This is a genomic window from Paraconexibacter sp. (genome assembly GCF_059438195.1).
Map to the genome: position 1 here is coordinate 1 of NZ_JBLKKY010000085.1, position 14,751 is coordinate 14,751.

19 protein-coding genes are annotated in these 14,751 nt (G+C 73.6%); 12 read left to right on the forward strand and 7 right to left on the reverse strand.

Going from position 1 to position 14,751, the window contains the following annotated elements; genetic code table 11:
* The first annotated feature begins 196 nt into the window (after nt 1-196).
* On the forward strand, nt 197-1,156 hold the full coding sequence (locus ACME2J_RS19965; protein ID WP_495546702.1) for an endonuclease domain-containing protein: 960 nt from the start codon (nt 197-199) through the stop codon (nt 1,154-1,156).
* A 35-nt stretch (nt 1,157-1,191) separates the two neighbouring features.
* Here the strand turns inward: ACME2J_RS19965 and ACME2J_RS19970 are convergent, their stop codons facing one another.
* Entirely contained in the window at nt 1,192-2,115 is a 924-nt protein-coding gene (locus ACME2J_RS19970) for a fatty acid desaturase (RefSeq protein ID WP_495546703.1), read from the reverse strand.
* A gap of 99 nt (nt 2,116-2,214) precedes the next feature.
* Nucleotides 2,215-3,444, reverse strand: a complete 1,230-nt coding sequence (locus ACME2J_RS19975) for an RsbRD N-terminal domain-containing protein (RefSeq protein WP_495546704.1) — start codon at nt 3,442-3,444, stop codon at nt 2,215-2,217.
* 125 nt (nt 3,445-3,569) lie between these two features.
* Here ACME2J_RS19975 and ACME2J_RS19980 point away from each other — a divergent pair, with 125 nt between their 5' ends.
* Nucleotides 3,570-4,463, forward strand: a complete 894-nt coding sequence (locus ACME2J_RS19980; protein WP_495546705.1) for a beta-keto acid cleavage family enzyme — start codon at nt 3,570-3,572, stop codon at nt 4,461-4,463.
* Complete coding sequence (locus ACME2J_RS19985; protein WP_495546706.1) at nt 4,460-5,167, forward strand: MerR family transcriptional regulator; 708 nt, start codon at nt 4,460-4,462, stop codon at nt 5,165-5,167. Before ACME2J_RS19980 ends, ACME2J_RS19985 begins: the two co-directional genes overlap by 4 nt.
* A 7-nt stretch (nt 5,168-5,174) precedes the next feature.
* Here ACME2J_RS19985 and ACME2J_RS19990 read toward each other — a convergent pair whose 3' ends face one another.
* From ACME2J_RS19990 to ACME2J_RS20000, 3 genes are all read right to left on the reverse strand, one after another.
* Nucleotides 5,175-5,981: an FkbM family methyltransferase gene (locus ACME2J_RS19990; RefSeq protein ID WP_495546707.1), complete on the reverse strand. Its 807-nt coding sequence runs from the start codon at nt 5,979-5,981 to the stop codon at nt 5,175-5,177.
* A gap of 51 nt (nt 5,982-6,032) precedes the next feature.
* Entirely contained in the window at nt 6,033-6,710 is a 678-nt protein-coding gene (locus ACME2J_RS19995) for a hypothetical protein (RefSeq protein WP_495546708.1), read from the reverse strand.
* Nucleotides 6,711-6,818: 108 nt separating this feature from the next.
* A complete protein-coding gene (locus ACME2J_RS20000) occupies nt 6,819-7,667 on the reverse strand; it encodes a DUF2804 family protein (protein WP_495546709.1) in 849 nt (282 codons plus the stop codon).
* A 52-nt stretch (nt 7,668-7,719) separates the two neighbouring features.
* On the opposite strand from ACME2J_RS20000, the gene ACME2J_RS20005 reads away from it, so the two are divergent.
* The 7 genes from ACME2J_RS20005 to ACME2J_RS20035 all read left to right on the forward strand — a co-directional run bounded on the left by ACME2J_RS20005 (nt 7,720) and on the right by ACME2J_RS20035 (nt 11,920).
* Nucleotides 7,720-8,577: a carbon-nitrogen hydrolase family protein gene (locus ACME2J_RS20005; RefSeq protein WP_495546710.1), complete on the forward strand. Its 858-nt coding sequence runs from the start codon at nt 7,720-7,722 to the stop codon at nt 8,575-8,577.
* The gene (locus ACME2J_RS20010; RefSeq protein WP_495546711.1) at nt 8,577-9,182 is read left to right on the forward strand and encodes a TetR/AcrR family transcriptional regulator; all 606 of its coding nucleotides are present in this window, start codon (nt 8,577-8,579) and stop codon (nt 9,180-9,182) included. The genes ACME2J_RS20005 and ACME2J_RS20010 overlap by 1 nt, the downstream gene beginning before the upstream one ends.
* An 83-nt stretch (nt 9,183-9,265) precedes the next feature.
* Entirely contained in the window at nt 9,266-9,400 is a 135-nt protein-coding gene (locus tag ACME2J_RS20015) for a hypothetical protein (RefSeq protein ID WP_495546712.1), read from the forward strand.
* On the forward strand, nt 9,397-9,984 hold the full coding sequence (locus tag ACME2J_RS20020; RefSeq protein WP_495546713.1) for a hypothetical protein: 588 nt from the start codon (nt 9,397-9,399) through the stop codon (nt 9,982-9,984). The genes ACME2J_RS20015 and ACME2J_RS20020 overlap by 4 nt, the downstream gene beginning before the upstream one ends.
* Before the next feature lies 1 nt (nt 9,985).
* Nucleotides 9,986-10,417, forward strand: coding sequence for a phage holin family protein (locus tag ACME2J_RS20025; RefSeq protein ID WP_495546714.1), 432 nt, complete (start codon nt 9,986-9,988; stop codon nt 10,415-10,417).
* A complete protein-coding gene (locus ACME2J_RS20030; protein ID WP_495546715.1) occupies nt 10,414-10,662 on the forward strand; it encodes a DUF3618 domain-containing protein in 249 nt (82 codons plus the stop codon). Before ACME2J_RS20025 ends, ACME2J_RS20030 begins: the two co-directional genes overlap by 4 nt.
* Nucleotides 10,663-10,792: 130 nt before the next feature.
* A complete protein-coding gene (locus ACME2J_RS20035; RefSeq protein WP_495546716.1) occupies nt 10,793-11,920 on the forward strand; it encodes an AI-2E family transporter in 1,128 nt (375 codons plus the stop codon).
* Nucleotides 11,921-11,948: 28 nt separating this feature from the next.
* Here ACME2J_RS20035 and ACME2J_RS20040 read toward each other — a convergent pair whose 3' ends face one another.
* Nucleotides 11,949-12,806, reverse strand: coding sequence for a DegV family protein (locus tag ACME2J_RS20040; RefSeq protein ID WP_495546717.1), 858 nt, complete (start codon nt 12,804-12,806; stop codon nt 11,949-11,951).
* Nucleotides 12,807-12,848: 42 nt separating this feature from the next.
* On the opposite strand from ACME2J_RS20040, the gene ACME2J_RS20045 reads away from it, so the two are divergent.
* Complete coding sequence (locus ACME2J_RS20045) at nt 12,849-13,913, forward strand: NAD-dependent epimerase/dehydratase family protein (RefSeq protein ID WP_495546718.1); 1,065 nt, start codon at nt 12,849-12,851, stop codon at nt 13,911-13,913.
* A 10-nt stretch (nt 13,914-13,923) separates the two neighbouring features.
* On the forward strand, nt 13,924-14,169 hold the full coding sequence (locus tag ACME2J_RS20050; protein ID WP_495546719.1) for a glutathione S-transferase N-terminal domain-containing protein: 246 nt from the start codon (nt 13,924-13,926) through the stop codon (nt 14,167-14,169).
* On the opposite strand, the gene ACME2J_RS20055 is transcribed toward ACME2J_RS20050, so the two are convergent.
* Nucleotides 14,151-14,751, reverse strand: a 601-nt coding sequence (locus ACME2J_RS20055) for a DNA-3-methyladenine glycosylase family protein (protein WP_495546720.1), incomplete at its 5' end; no start/stop codon positions are given. The two genes, ACME2J_RS20050 and ACME2J_RS20055, sit on opposite strands and share 19 nt — an antisense overlap.

Consider the following 14,751-nt stretch of genomic DNA (forward strand, 5'->3'; position numbering starts at 1 on the left):
CCGCCCGCCCCGCCCCGCCCCGCCCGCGTCGCCCCGCCCGCGTCGCGCCGCCCACGTCGCGTCGCGCCGCGGATTCTTCCCGCTCAGCGGGAAGAATCCGCGGTCGCGGCTGAGGCGGAGTCGTCTGCGCTGAATCTGCGGCGCCTCGCCACACCCGCGTCTTGTGCCGTCACACGCTCTCGCGCAGGGTGGGTGCGTGCCTGGCGACGAGCGCCTCGTCCGAGCCCTCCACGAGTGGTCCCGGCCGTACGGGTCGGTCATCGCGCGGCGCGACCTGCTCGCGCGGGACGTGGGCTCGTCACGGATCGGCAGACTCGTGGAGCGCGGCATCCTCTGGCCGAAGCACCACGGCGTCTACGCCGTCGGTCGCGACGACGTCACGCCGTACGGCGAGGCGTGGGCGGCGTTTCTCGCGACGCGGGGCCGCGGGTCCGAGCCGCGTCGGCGCGGACTCACCGGCCGCAGCGCGTGCGCGCTGCTCGGCATCGGCCCGGTGCCGCCCGTCCACGAGGTGCTCGTCCTCGCGCTGCGGGCTCCCGATGCGTCCCGTCTCGCCACCCGATCGACGGCCTCTCTGCCGCCATCCGATCTCTGGTGCGACGCGCGCGGCCTCGCCGTCACGTCGTGGAGCCGCACGATGCTCTCCCTCGCACCGACGGCCTCGGTGGCTCAGCTCCAGGACGTGCTCGACCGGTCCGACCGTCGAGGTCTCCTCGACGTCCCGACCCTCGACGAGGCGATGCGGGCCGCGGCGTCTCGCGAGGGGCTCCCCAAGCTCCGCCGCGCCCTCGAGCCGTTCGTGGGCCTGCCGCCGGCGGAGTACCTCAGCCTGCTCGAGCGCCTGGCGCACGTCGCGTTCGTCGCGGCGGGCCTGCCCGCGCCGGAGATCAACGGGCGCGTCCGTCTCGTCGGCGGCGTCGAGATCCGCATCGACCTGCTCCTGCGCGAGGCGGGGGTCGCCGTGGAGGTCGACGGTCGCGCCTCGCACGACCGGTCCGCGCAGTTCGGCACCGACCGCTGGCGCGATCGCGAGCTGCAGAAGCTCGGCTTCTCGCCGCTGCGCTTCACCTGGTGGGAGGTGACCCGCCGACCGACGATGGTGACGGACGACGTCCTCCGCGTCCTCGCGCGCCGCGCCGCGGATCCTTCCCGCTGAGCAGGAAGGATGCGCGGCGCGTGCCCGGCGACCGGCTAGTGGTCGTGCTCCTCCACGAGCTCGCGGATGCGGCGGTACTCGTCGGTCGTGAGCTCGCGGCCGGCGACCGTCGAGAGGGCGGGATCGCCCTCGAGGTACTGCTCCTCGTTGCGCCGCCACACCTGGATGTACCGGTAGAAGGGCACGACGGGGTGGAGGTGATGGACGAGGTGGTAGTTCTGGTACAGGAGGACCGGCGACAGGAGCCGCTCCGAGCCGACGCGGTTGCGCGTCGTCTTCAGCTTGTCCTCGTCGGGCTTGTGATGGAGCCCGTTGTGCGGGAGGTAGTCGAACGCCCACGCCAGGAAGAGGATCGTGAGGCGCGACGGGACGTAGAGGACGACGAGCCAGGTGACGACGTTGCCCGTCGCGATGAGGACCGCCGGAACGGCGAGGGCGAGTCCCAGGAACGCGAGCGCCTCGACCTGCTCGGCGCGCGGCCGCGACCGCAGCTTCGGCAGGTAGAAGGTGACGTAGTGGTAGTCGATCGTCACCCAGCGCAGCGGCTTCTGCCAGGCCGGGCCGCGCATCGTGTAGTGGTCGGGGTCGACGCCGTCGTCGTGATTCGTGAACCGGTGGTGCTGCATGTGGATGAAGCGCCACACCGGGAAGGCCGCGTGGAGGGCGAAGAGGGGGGTCGCCATGCGGCCCATGAGGTTGTTGAACCAGCGCACGCTCGAGGCGGAGTGGTGGCCCGCGTCGTGCGCGACGGTGAAGAGGAGGTAGCCCGCGACGGCGTTGACCGGGATGACCGCCCACCAGGCGAGCGAGTCCGCGACGTAGAGGGCGGTCGACCCGATCCACATCGCGAGTCCGGTGACGAGGAGCCAGAGCGTCGGCCACGCGACGGTCGGCACGGGCTCCTCGGGCCTCGGGATCCGGCGGACGCTGATGGGCGGTGACTCTTCGACGGTCGACATCTCAATTTCTCCCCTGTGGACGGCGCTGGGCACACCGTACGGCGGGGTCACCGCCTCCGACAACGGCGAGCGCGCCCATCGACATGTGCGGAGTGCACACTATTCGTCGGGAAGCACCGCGTCGCCGAGCGTCACGGCGAGGAGAAGCGCCGCGTACAGCTCGCCCGGCCGCTCGGCCGAGCTGCGCCCGAGCGCCGCTTCGGCCTTGCGCACCCGCTGCAGCACGGTGTTGCGGTGGATGTCCAGCGCGCGCGACGCCGCCGCGATGCCGCCGCCCGGGGCGAGGACGTGGAGGAGGGCGTCGCGCTCGCGCGCCGAGGAGGCGTCGCGGGCGGCGAGCCCGGCGAGCTCGTCCGCGACGAAGGCCCGCGCGCGCTCGAGATCCGCGGTGAGGAGGTCGACGAGCACGACGTCGTCCGAGCGGGTGACGCTCGGAGGCCGCCGGCGCGCGAGCTCGACGACGCGGCGCGCGCGGTCGGCGCCGAGACGGCTGGTGCGCAGCCCGTCGACGCCCTCGCCCAGCTCGCCGAGCGCGACGTGGACGTCGGGCGCCGTCTCCGCCAGGAGCTCGGCCAAGGCCGCGACGGCGCGGTCGTCCGGGGCGGAGTCGACGGCGACCCAGCCCGCGACCGCGTCCGAGGCCTCGGCGAGGACGAGCGGCCGGCTGCTCCCGACGCGCTGCGCGATCGCCGCGGCGGCGCGCTCGAGTCCGCCCGGGTCCCCGCTCGTCCAGCACACGAACCCGACCTGCCGGCCCCCGATGCGGTAGCCGAGCGCCCGCTCCGCGACGGTCTCGTCCACCGGCTCGCCCGCGAGGATCGCCCGCACGACGTCGGCCCGGACGGCGGCGGCGCGTCGCTGGCGGCGCTCGCGCTCGGCGACGTGCTCCGCGCTCACCCGAGCGGAGATGAGATCGATGTAGTCGAAGACGAACGCCGCGGTCTCGCGGAGCGCCGTGACGAGCTGCTCGCGGTCGTCCATCGCCTCGACGAGCGCCGCGCTCCAGCGCTCCCAGAAGTAGGCGTGCCCCAGCCGGTAGAACCGCAGGACGGCGTCGATGCTCGCGCCGCGCCCCGCCATCTTCCGCGCGTGCTCGAGCGCGGTCACCGGCGCCTCGGTCGCCGAGGCGGGGATCCCGTGGCGAATCATCGAGAGGACCGCCTCGATGTTCGACGCGCACGACGCGAGCGTGAGGCCGGCGATCTCGTCGTCCTCGCTCGCCTCGGGGATCCGCGCGGCGAGGAACTCGTACATCTCGCGTGCGAGGAGGTCGAGGTCCCGGTGCCATGCCGTCGCCAGCTCGCGGACCTCCGGGCTCGTCACCTCCATCGCGTGACCGTATCCCTCCGGGTGCCGGCCCGCGCTTGACGCCCGAGCGGGCGCACGACAGAGTGGGAAGTGAGACGTGTCACTTTCCGCACGTCCCGCCGTCCACCCGAGGAGCTTCGCCGAACATGAGCATGGACGACCCCGTCGTCATCTGCGCCTCGATCTCCGGATCGATCGCCAACCGCGAGCAGTGCCCCGCGATCCCGTACACGCCCGCCGAGTACGCCGCCGAGGCGCGCCGGATCGTCGACGAGGGAGGCGTGCACATCCACATCCACGCGCGGACGCCCGAGGGCGAGCCGAGCTACGAGGCCGAGGACTTCCTCGCGATCAAGGAGGCGATCGTCTCCGAGGTCGGCGACGCGGCGATCATCAACTTCTCGACGGGGACGATCGGCGTGAGCGTCGAGAAGCGCGTCGCCTACCTCGAGGCCGGCCGGCCCGAGGTCGCCGCGCTCAACATGGGCTCGATGAACTACGCGAAGTACTCGGAGCGGCGCAAGGCGTTCGTCTTCGACTTCGTCTTCCAGAACCCGTTCAGCGAGATCCTCGAGCTGCTCGGGGCGATGAACCGGCTCGGCATCAAGCCCGAGCACGAGTGCTTCGACGTCGGCCACGTCGGCTCGCTCGCCCCGCTCGTCGAGATGGGCGCGCTGAAGGCGCCGCTCCACGCGGACTTCGTCATGGGCGTCGTCGGCGGCATCCCCCCGACCGCGCGCAACCTCGCGGCGATGGCGGACAACCTCGCCGAGGTGCCCGGAGGTCCCCACCACTGGGGCGTCATCGGGATCGGCCGCGTCCAGTGGACGATGCTCGCCGCCGCGCTCTCGCTCGGCGGCTCGATCCGCGCGGGCCTCGAGGACAACTTCTACCTCCCCGACGGCTCGATGGCCCGGTCGAACGGCGATCTCATCGCGAAGGCGCGCGAGATGACGCTCGACGCGGGCCGGCGTCCCGCGACGGTCGAGGAGGCGCGGGCGCTCCTGCGCATCGAGGCGCCGGCGGCGACCTCCTCGTGAACGACGACGGGCTCCTCAAGATGAGCGAGCTCGCCGAGCGCTCGGGCGTCTCGGCGGGCACGATCAAGCACTACCTGCGCGAGGGGCTCCTCGGCGAGGGGGACGACATCGTCCGCACGTCGCGGAACATGGCGTACTACCCGCCCGACTACGTCGACCGCATCCGGCTCATCAAGCGCCTCCAGGAGGACCGCTTCATGCCGCTGCGCCTCATCAAGCAGATGATCGACGACGACCCCGACCGCGCCGCCGCGCTCGTCGAGCTCGAGGACCGCATCCTCGAGCGCGCCCTCGACGAGGGCGAGGGACGCGGCCGCGTGTCGGCGGCCGAGATCCGCCGCCGGTACGACATCCCGAAGAACGTCCTCGACCGTCTCGCCGAGATCGACATCCTCAGCCCGACGAGCCGCGGCTACGACCCGGACGACGTCGCGATCATCGAGGCGTTCAGCCGCTTCCGCGCGGGCGGGTTCGACGAGCGCCTCGGCTTCACGGTCTACGACACCCTCCGCTACCGCGAGACGCTCGAGCCGCTCGTCCAGGAGGAGGTCCGCACGCTCCTCGACCGGCTCGCGGGCGAGGTCGACGTCGACCGCGCGGCCGAGATCCTCGCCGCGGGCGCCGAGCCGCTCCGCGAGCTCGTCGGCGCGATCCACTCGAAGCTCCTCCTCAGCGAGCTCGCGCGGCAGCGCGGCCGCGCCTGACGCGCGGTCAGCGCCACGCCCAGACGGTCCCGACGCCGAGCGTCTCCTCGCCCCCCGGCGCCGTCGCGAAGCCGGCGGCCTCGAGGAGCTGCCGCGCGGTCGCGCGTGGGTCCCGGGTCGGGCAGAGGCGGCCGTGATGCTCGAGGACGAGCGCGCGGATCGACGTCCGGCCGAGCCGCTCGTCGGCGAGGATCGCCCACTCGCCTCCCTCGATGTCGATCTTCGCGAGGTCCGCGTGGGCGAGGTGGTCGAACGCGTCGATCGCGGGCACCTCGACGGCCTTTGCCTCGCTCTCGTGAGCGGCGTGCGACTCGGCCCCGGCACCCGACACGAAGCGCAGCGTGCCGGCGGCGACGTCGGCCGCCGCGCCGACGACCGTCCACGGTCGTCCGTCTCCGTTGAGCTCGGCGCACCGCTCGAGGACGGGGAGGTTCACCGGATCGGCCTCGATCGCCGTGATCCCGGCGCCCGGCCAGCGGGCGGCCGCGTCCGCCGAGAAGAGCCCGACGTTCGCGCCGAGGTCGACGACGCGCGGCGGGCGTCCGAGCGCGCGGAGGGCGGAGGCGACGGGCGGCGGCGGCGCGTACACGCGAGCGCAGAAGATCTCGTCGAACATCCGGGTGTCCGACGTCCCGTGGCGCAGGACGACGTGGACGCCCGACTCCCGGACGACGTACTCGCCGCGAGGCGCCGGCCGCCCGGCCCGCGCCTCGGCGCGGAGGTAGGGGAGCGGCGTGCGGAGGCGCAGCGCCTGCGTGAGGGCACGGCCCCACCCCGAGCGGCGGAGGGACCGGTGGACGAGCGCGCGGGCCACCGGCGGAGCATCCCACCCCGCCGGCGGCCCTGCGGCCCGGCCGTAGGGCTCTCAGCCGGTGACGTCCGTCCGCGTCGAGTCGGCGAGCTTGAGCGCGACGATCGACGTGTCCGCCGCGCGCCAGTTGAAGTCGTTCACGCCGCAGGTGAGCACGGCGTCCGCCGTGCGGTCGAGCGACCGCGTGAACTGCACGTAGACCGTGCTCGGCGCCGCCGAGCCCGGCGAGACGACCGTCGCGCGGCCCTTGTCCTCCTCGCCGTCGAGCGAGAGCGTGCACTCGGCGCTGCCCGTCTTCGCGACGCGCAGGAGCTCGCCGAGGCCGCGGTCGCCCGGGTCCGCCTCGAGCGTCGACTTCGCCGTGAGGAGGTAGGTGCCCGGCGGGATGTTCTCGAGCGTCGCGACCTTCCCGCCGCCGGGCGGGTGGTTCAGCGGGCCCGAGCGCCGGACGGCCTCGGCGGCGATCGCGCCGCTGACGGCGGCCTTCGCCGAGCGCGAGAGCTTGGCCTCCGTGATGGTGCCGTCCTTGATCTTCGCGCGCGAGATCGCCTCGTTCGCGATGTCGATGCCGTCGATCGACCTCGTCTTGATGTCGGCGCCGGTGAGGGTGCCGTTCTTGACCTGCGAGCTGCTCGTGATGATCGCGGTCGCCGCGGTCGCGGTGCCTGCCGTCGCGACGACGAGGGCGATGATCGACACGACGAGCGCCGGTGTGGGACGTGAGCGCGTCATGGCCTGCCTTCCTGTCTCGGTCCGAGGGTCCTGGGTCCGTGAGAGGAGGGCCCCTGCCCGCCTCCTGGCGCGAGCCTACTCCGGTCACCGACGTCGTGTCGGCGGCGCTCACCAGCGTGCGGCGTGATCCTCCATGACGCCGTACCCCGCGGCGAGGGCGTGGCCCCCGGGGAGCTCCCCGCTCACGGTCCCGAACGGCTGCCGGTAGATGCTGCGCAGCGGGCCCACGCGGTCGTCCCGCGCGCGCTCGGCCTCGGCATCGAACGCGAGCCGCCCGCCCTCGGCGAACGCGACGGACGAGAGGTCGTCGGCGAACGCGACGGGACCGACCTCGTGCGCCGTGCCGTCGACCCAGACGGTCCTCTCGCTGCTCGTCGGCGCATCGTGCACGCCGGTGACGAGGTTCCACATGAGCGGGGTCCCGTCCGCCGTCGCGCCGACGCCGGCCGCCCATCGCCACGCCGTCTCACGGGCGTGGTAGCCGGCGGAGTCGTCGATGAGCGCCCGGCCGGTCAGGGGCCGCTCGCGCCCCGCGATCGTCACGGTCCCGGCGACGGCGGCGCCCTGCTTGCGCGTCCAGATGAACGACCCGCCGTGCGGCGACACGACCTCGACCGCGTCGCCGTCCGTCTCGACGCGCAGCTCGATCTGCACCTCGCGGTCGCGGACGACGACGCCGCCGTCCGGGAGGCGGACGCCGCGGGGGACGAAGCGGGTCCGCTCGTGGAGCCGGCCCTCGGCGCGGTCCCACACCGCCCAGAACGCCTGGGGGAGACCGGCGATGGCGACCCGTCCGGCGCAGAGCATGAGGTCCGGCCCGTAGACGCCGACGTAGCGCCAGCGCTTGAGGGGACGGCCGTCCCGGACGAGCGGCATCCTGCCTGGCGGCAGCGGCACGCCGGCAGGTCGCTCGTCCTCCGGCCCTCCCGCACCCCGGTAGGGGATCCCGACGCTCATGGGTCTATTCTCCACCCCCCGCGATTGACCCGTCAGTCAACGCGCCGAGTTCATGCGCGCCGCCGCCATCCAGCTCACGAGCACGACCGACGTCGAGGAGAACCTCGCCGCGGCCGACCGCGCCGTGCGCGCCGCGGCGGCCGAGGGTGCGCAGCTCGTCGTGCTCCCCGAGAAGTGGACGGCCTACGGCCGGCCGGAGGACCTCGCCGCCTGCGCCCAGCCCCTCGACGGCGCCGCGGTCCGCTGGGCCCGCGAGGTCGCCCGCGAGCTCGGCCTCGATCTCGTCGCGGGCTCGCTCGTGGAGGTCCCTGCCGCGGACGGGGACGGCCGCACGCGCAACACCTCCGTCCACGTCGGTCCCGACGGCGAGGTCCGCGCGCTCTACCGGAAGGTCCACCTCTTCGACGTCGAGGTCGATGGGACGACGTACGCCGAGTCGGCCCACGACGCACCGGGGGACGCGCTGACGCTCACGCGCGCGGCCGACGGGACCGGCGTGGGGATGAGCGTCTGCTACGACCTTCGCTTCCCCGAGATGTACCGGGCGCTCGCGGTGGCGGGGGCCCGGGTGCTCGTCGTCCCCGCCGCGTTCACCGTCGCGACGACGCGCGAGCACTGGGAGCTGCTGCTGCGCGCGCGGGCGGTCGAGAACGGATGCTTCGTCGTCGCGCCGAACCAGATCGGCGACCACGGCGGGCGTGTGCGCACCGGCGGGCGCTCGATGATCGTCGACCCGTGGGGCGTCGTCCTCGCGACCGCGCCCGACCGCCCCGGCCACGTCGTCGCCGACCTGGATCTCGGCGCCCTGGACGTCGTCCGCCGCCGGATGCCGACCCTCGACCATCGCCGCCCGGACGCCTATCGCGTCCGCGACGGCGCCGACAGCCTCGACGAGGAGCGGATGTCCTGATGGCGACCTCCAGGGCGACCGCCGCCGAGAAGCGCCGCCTCATCCTCGATGCGGCGGTCCGCGTCTTCGCCCGGCAGGGCTTCCACGCCTGCCGCGTGAGCGACATCGCCGACGAGGCGGGCGTCGCGTACGGGCTCGTCTACCACTACTTCAAGAGCAAGGACGCCGTCCTCTCCACGCTGTTCGTCGAGCGCTGGAGCGTCATGAACGCGCTCATCGAGGAGATCGACGGCCGCGACCTCACGACCCGCGAGAAGCTCCACGCGATCGCGTCGTTCATCGTCGACAGCTACCGGCACGACCCGGAGCTCATGAAGGTCATCATCGTCGAGGTGACGCGCGCCGCGAACTCGTTCGGCGCGACGCACCTCGCCGAGATCGGCGAGGCGTATCGCCGCATCGGGAAGATCGTCGAGCACGGACAGGAGAGGGGCGAGATCCGCACCGACATCACGGCCGCCTTCGCCGCGATGACGTTCTACGGCGCGATCGAGCAGGTCCTCACGGGGTGGATCTTCGACCTCCTCCCGTTCGACGACGTCGAGGCGGAGACCGCGAAGACGTTCGTCGTCGAGACGATCTGCGGCGGCCTCGACGCCCGCTGACATGCGCCACCGGACGCGGCTCACCCGGGCCGCCGGCGTGCCCGGATCCGGCTCCGCCGGGTGGCTTGCGTAGGATCACGCCGATGGAGAACGACCTCGTCCGACGCCTTGCCTGGTCCGGCATCCTCGCCGGGACCGGGGCCCTCGCCAGCATCGTGGCCCATCGCCTCGCCGCGATGATCTACGTCCGCATCTTCGGGGAGGACCCGCCGGAATGACGACGAACGACGATCCCAAGCGCCCCTCGGACGCGGAGTCCGGCGGCGGGGAGGACTGGATCCCCCCGCAGCCCCCGCCGCCCGCCGACGCGCCCCCGCCGGTCGACGTGCCCTCCGTCGCGCCGCCGTCCTCCTCCACCGGGGAGCCGACGCCCCTCGCGCCGCCCGCCGAGCCGCGGAGCGACGGGGGCGGCGACGAGGAGGCGACGAAGGCCGAGCAGGCGAAGGGTGCCGCTGCCGAGAAGGCCGAGGAGGCGAAGGACGCCGTCTCCGAGAAGGCCGAGCAGGCGAAGGGCGCCGCTGCCGAGAAGGCCGAGCAGGTGAAGGGCGCCGCTGCCGAGGCGAAGGACGCCGTCTCGGAGAAGGCCGAGGAGGCGAAGGACGCCGTCTCCGAGACGGCCGACCAGGCGAAGGCGGCGGCCGCCGCTGCCGCGGGTGAGGCCCGGAGCGCGACGTCGACCGACGCCGGAGCGGCGCAGGGTGCGGCCGTCGTCCCCGAGGACCGACCCGAGCTCATCGTCGGCGGCGCGTTCGTCGGCGGCCTCCTCGCCGCGAAGTTCCTCCGACGTCTCGCGAGGCTCTGACATGGCCGATGAGCAGCCCCAGCAGTCCACCACCCAGATCGCCCAGGCGATCCAGGAGGTGAGCGAGAAGGCGCAGGTCCTCGTCCGCGAGGAGATCGAGCTCGCGAAGGCGGAGGTCACCGAGAAGGTGACGAAGCTCGTGAAGGGCGCGGTCGTCGGCATCGCCGCCGGTCTCTTCGCCGTCGTCGCCCTGCTCTACCTCCTCCACGGCTTCGCGTGGTTCGCCTGGTGGGCGCTCCCCGTCGGCGACTCGCAGATCTTCTGGGGCTACTTCGTCGTCGCCGCGCTCCTCTTCGCGCTCGGCGGTCTCGCCGGCTTCCTCGCCGCGAAGTGGCTGAAGGGCGGCTCGCCCCCGACGCCCCAGATGGCGATCGACGAGGCGAAGCTCATCCGCGAGACGATCGACAACCCGAGCCCGGAGGCTGACCGGTGAGCACACAGCAGCGCACGCCGGAGGAGATCCGCGCGTCGATCGAGAAGAACCGCCACGAGCTCGCGCAGTCGCTCGAGAAGCTTCGCACCGAGGTCGCCGAGGTCGCCGACTGGCGCAAGCAGCTGCAGCAGCACCAGCGCGAGGTGCTCATCGGCGCCGCGGTCGCGGGCTTCGTCATCGGCGGCGGCGTCGCGGGCTTCACCGGCATGTTCACGCGTCGCCGCCGCAAGAAGCGCCGGCGGTAGCGCTCGTCCCCCGGCGCGAGCCCCGACCGCCCGGGCGTGTGGCGATCCGGCGACGCCGAGCGTCGCCGGATCGCCACACGCCCCGAGGCGGCGCCGGATCCGCCGATGCCGCCTCTAGCCTCCTGGCACGATGGCCGCCCGTGAGCCGACGGTTCGCTCGATCTTCCGCGTCGTCGCGATCGTCGTCCTCTCCGTCCTCGCGCTCTATCTCGTCTACCTCCTGCGCCAGCCGCTCGGCTGGCTCGCCATGGCGCTCTTCGTCGCCCTCGCGCTCGCCGGGCCGGTCCGCGTCCTCGAGCGGCGCATGCCGCGCGGCCTCGCGATCGCGGTCGTCTACCTCGCGCTGCTCGGGGCGCCCGCGCTGCTCGGCGCGCTCATCGTCCCCGACCTCGTCACGCAGGCGACCGACCTCGCGGAGGACGTCCCCGAGTACGCGGCGGACGTCCGCGAGTTCATCGAGGAGAACGAGACGCTCCGCGACCTCGACGAGAAGTACGACATCGCCTCCCAGCTCGAGGACCAGGCGGCGGAGCTGCCGGCGCGGGTCGGGGACGCCGCGACGCTGCTCTCCGACCTCGGGATCGGGATCGTCAACTCGATCTTCGCGCTCGTCAACATCCTCATCCTCTCGGTCTTCATGCTCGTGTCGGGCCGGCGCTGGGTCGACGCCGCGCTCGCCCTGCGCCCTCCCGCCGAGGCGGCCCGCGTCCGCCGCTTCCTCGATCGCGTCGCCATCGCGGTGACCGGCTACGTCCAGGGCGCGATCCTCGTCGCCGTCGTCGCCGGAACGAGCTCGTACATCGTCATGACCGTCCTGGGGGTCCCGTTCGCGGCCCCGCTCGCCGTCATGGTCGGGCTCTTCGCGCTCATCCCCGTCATCGGCGCGACGATCGCCGCGTTCCTCGTCGCTCTCGTCACGCTCTTCAACGACTTCCCGTCGACGACGATCGTGTGGGTGATCTGGGCGATCGTCTACCAGCAGATCGAGAACTACGTCGTGCAGCCGCAGGTGCAGAAGCGCACGGTCGACATCCAGCCGTTCGTCGTCCTCGTCGCGGTCCTCTTCGGCGCGACCCTCCTCGGGGTCGTCGGCGCGCTCGTCGCCATCCCGGTCGCCGCCTCGATCCAGATCGCGGTCCGCGAGTGGTGGGAGTGGCGGCTGAGCGAGCGCGAGACCGGGCTGGTGCCCGATCCGTCGCTCGCCGTCGCCGGCGGCGCCGCCGCCCCGGCGGCCGACGAGCGCGACCTCGCGCGCTGAGGCGCGTTGAGGCGCGCAGAGGCGCCGATCAGCGCAGCAGCTCGGGCGGCGCGCCGGAGACGCCGAGGAGGCCGGGGCCGATGTGCGTGCCGATGACCGGCCCGATCTCGCTCACGTAGAGGGGGTCGCACTCGTAGATCTCGCGGCAGCGCTCGACGAGCTCCTGCGCGCGCTCCTCCGCGCGGATGTGCTGGACGCACCAGGCATCCGCCGCCTCGACGTGGCGGGAGCGTGCGTAGTGCAGCATGCGCTCGAACGCCTTCCCCGAGGTCCGCACGCGCTCGATCGGCGTGATCTCGCCCTCGAGGGTGAGGATCGGCTTGATCTTCAGCGCGCCGCCGATCCACGCCTGCGCGGCGCCGACGCGGCCGCCGCGCTTGAGGTACTCCAGCGTGTCGACGGCGAACCAGATCCGCTTCGAGGCCATCATCTCCTCGGCGCGCGCGACGCAGGCGTCGAGGTCACCGCCCTGCTTCGCGACGGCGGAGGCGGCGAGGGCGGGATAGGCGAGCCCGGCGGCCGACGACGCGGAGTCGACGACGCGCACGCGACCCTCGCCGTGCGTCCGCGCCGCCTCGGCGGCCGCCTGCCGCGCCGCCTCGACGGTCCCGCTGATCGCCCCCGAGATGTGGATCGAGAGGACGTCGTCGCCGCGCTCGAGGAGCGGCTCGTAGGCCGCGAGGAAGTCTCCGATCGACGGCTGCGACGTCGTCGGGAGGGCGTCGAGGTCCCGGAGACGGTCGTAGTAGGCGCCGAGATCGGTGATGTCGCTCTCGCGGCGCGTCTCGCCGTCGTTGACGTACAGGCTCACCAGGTGGATGTCGTGCTCGGCGACGAGCTCCGGCGGCATGTAGTGCGTGGTGTCGGTGACGATCGCGACGGCCATGCGCGGCAGCCTAACCCCACGCGCCGCGACTAGACTCGCCGCGTGGGCGTCTCGCTCGTCACCGGCGGCACCGGCTTCCTCGGATCGGCGATCGCGAGAGCCCTCTGCGAGCGGGGGGACGACGTGCGCGTGACGGTCCTCCCCGGCGAGTCCGCCGAGATGCTCGCGGGCCTCGACGTCGATGTCCGCGTCGCCGACGTCCTCGACCGCCGCGCGGTCCGTCGCGCCGTCGAGGGCGCCGACCGCGTCTTCCACGCCGCGGGGATCAACAGCCTGCGTCGACCCGCCGCGGAGACCTTCCGCTGCAACGTCGACGGCACCCGCACGGTCCTCGAGGAGGCACGTGCGGCCGGCGTCGCGCGCGTCGTCCACACGTCGTCGATCGGCGCGATCGGTCCCGCCGTCCGGGGCTCGACGGCGGACGAGGACCACGTCTTCCGAGCCGGGCACCTCCGCATCCCGTACCTCAGCTCGAAGCGCGAGGCGGAGAACGTCTGCCTGCACGAGGTCGCCCACGGCCTCGACGTCGTCATCGTCAACCCGGGCTACGTCATGGGGCGCGGGGACACGCACCGCTCGTCGACGGAGCTCGTCCGGCGGTTCCTGCGCCGCGAGCTGCCGTTCTACGTCGACGGCGCGCTCAACATCGTCGACGTCCTCGACGTCGCCCGGGGACACGTGCTCGCCGACGAGAAGGGGGAGACGGGCGAGCGGTACATCCTGGGCGGGCGGAACTTCACGCTCGACCGCCTGTTCGCCGATCTCGGCCGTCTCAGCGAGGTCGAGCCGCCGGCGCTCAAGCTGCCGCTCCAGGCCGCCCTGCCCATGGCGCGTACGGCGATGCTCCTCCCGGCCCGACCGGTCGTCACGCCGGCGGAGGTCGTCGCGTCGGCGCAGTGGTGGACGTACCGCTCGACGAAGGCGAAGCGGGAGCTCGACTGGGCGCCGCGGCCGCACGACGAGACGCTCGAGGCGACGATCGCCTGGTACCGCGAACGCGAGCCCGAGGGGCTCGCGAAGCCGGGCACGCGCCAGATGCTCCCGCTCCGCGTCGCCGGGTTCGGCGTCCGGCGGGCCATCCAGACCGCGAACATGCTGCGCCCCTGAGGAGGACGCGATGGCGACGCTCTACCGCTGCCGGACGCCGACGAACTGGCTCTGTCCCTGCGGGCGGGTCGCCCGCGAGCTCGCGAAGTCGGGCGTGGAGGTCGACGAGCATCGCGTCCCCTGGAAGCGCGACGAGCGCGACGAGGTCCGCGCGCTCACCGGGCAGACGCGCGTGCCGGTCCTGGTCGTCGACGGCGACCCGATCTGCGATTCGCGTCGCATCGTCGAGCATCTGCGTCACCGCGCCGGCGACTGAGCGGCGACCTCCCACAGGTGCTCGGCGGCGACGCCGCGCCACGGACGCCAGCGCTCCGCGTGCGCGGCGAGGTCCCGCGGGGCGCCCGGCAGGCCGAGGGCCCGCGCCCCGCGCAGGATCCCGAGGTCGCTCGCGGGGAACGCGTCGAGATCGGCGAGGGCCCGCAGCGCGACGTACTCCGCCGTCCACGGCCCGACGCCCGGGACCGCGCGGAGCGCTGCCCGTGCCGCCTCCGGATCGACGTCGGCGCGCAGCACGACCTCTCCCGCCGCGAGCGCCCGCGCGACGGCGCGGACCGCCGCGGCGCGCGACCGCGGCATCCCGAGCGCCGAGAGGTCGGCGTCCACGAGGTCCTCGGGCCGGGGAAAGGCGTGGGTGAGGCAGCGCCCGTCGCCGGCGCGGCGCCCGTGGGCGGCGACGACCCGCCCGGCGAGCGTGCGGGCGGCCGCGACGGACACCTGCTGTCCGAGGACGGCGCGGACGGCGAGCTCGGCGCCGTCGACGGCGCCCGCGGGGCGAAGGCCGGGACGCGCGCGGACGGCCCCGGCGAGACGCGGATCGGACGCGAGGTGCTCGGAGGCC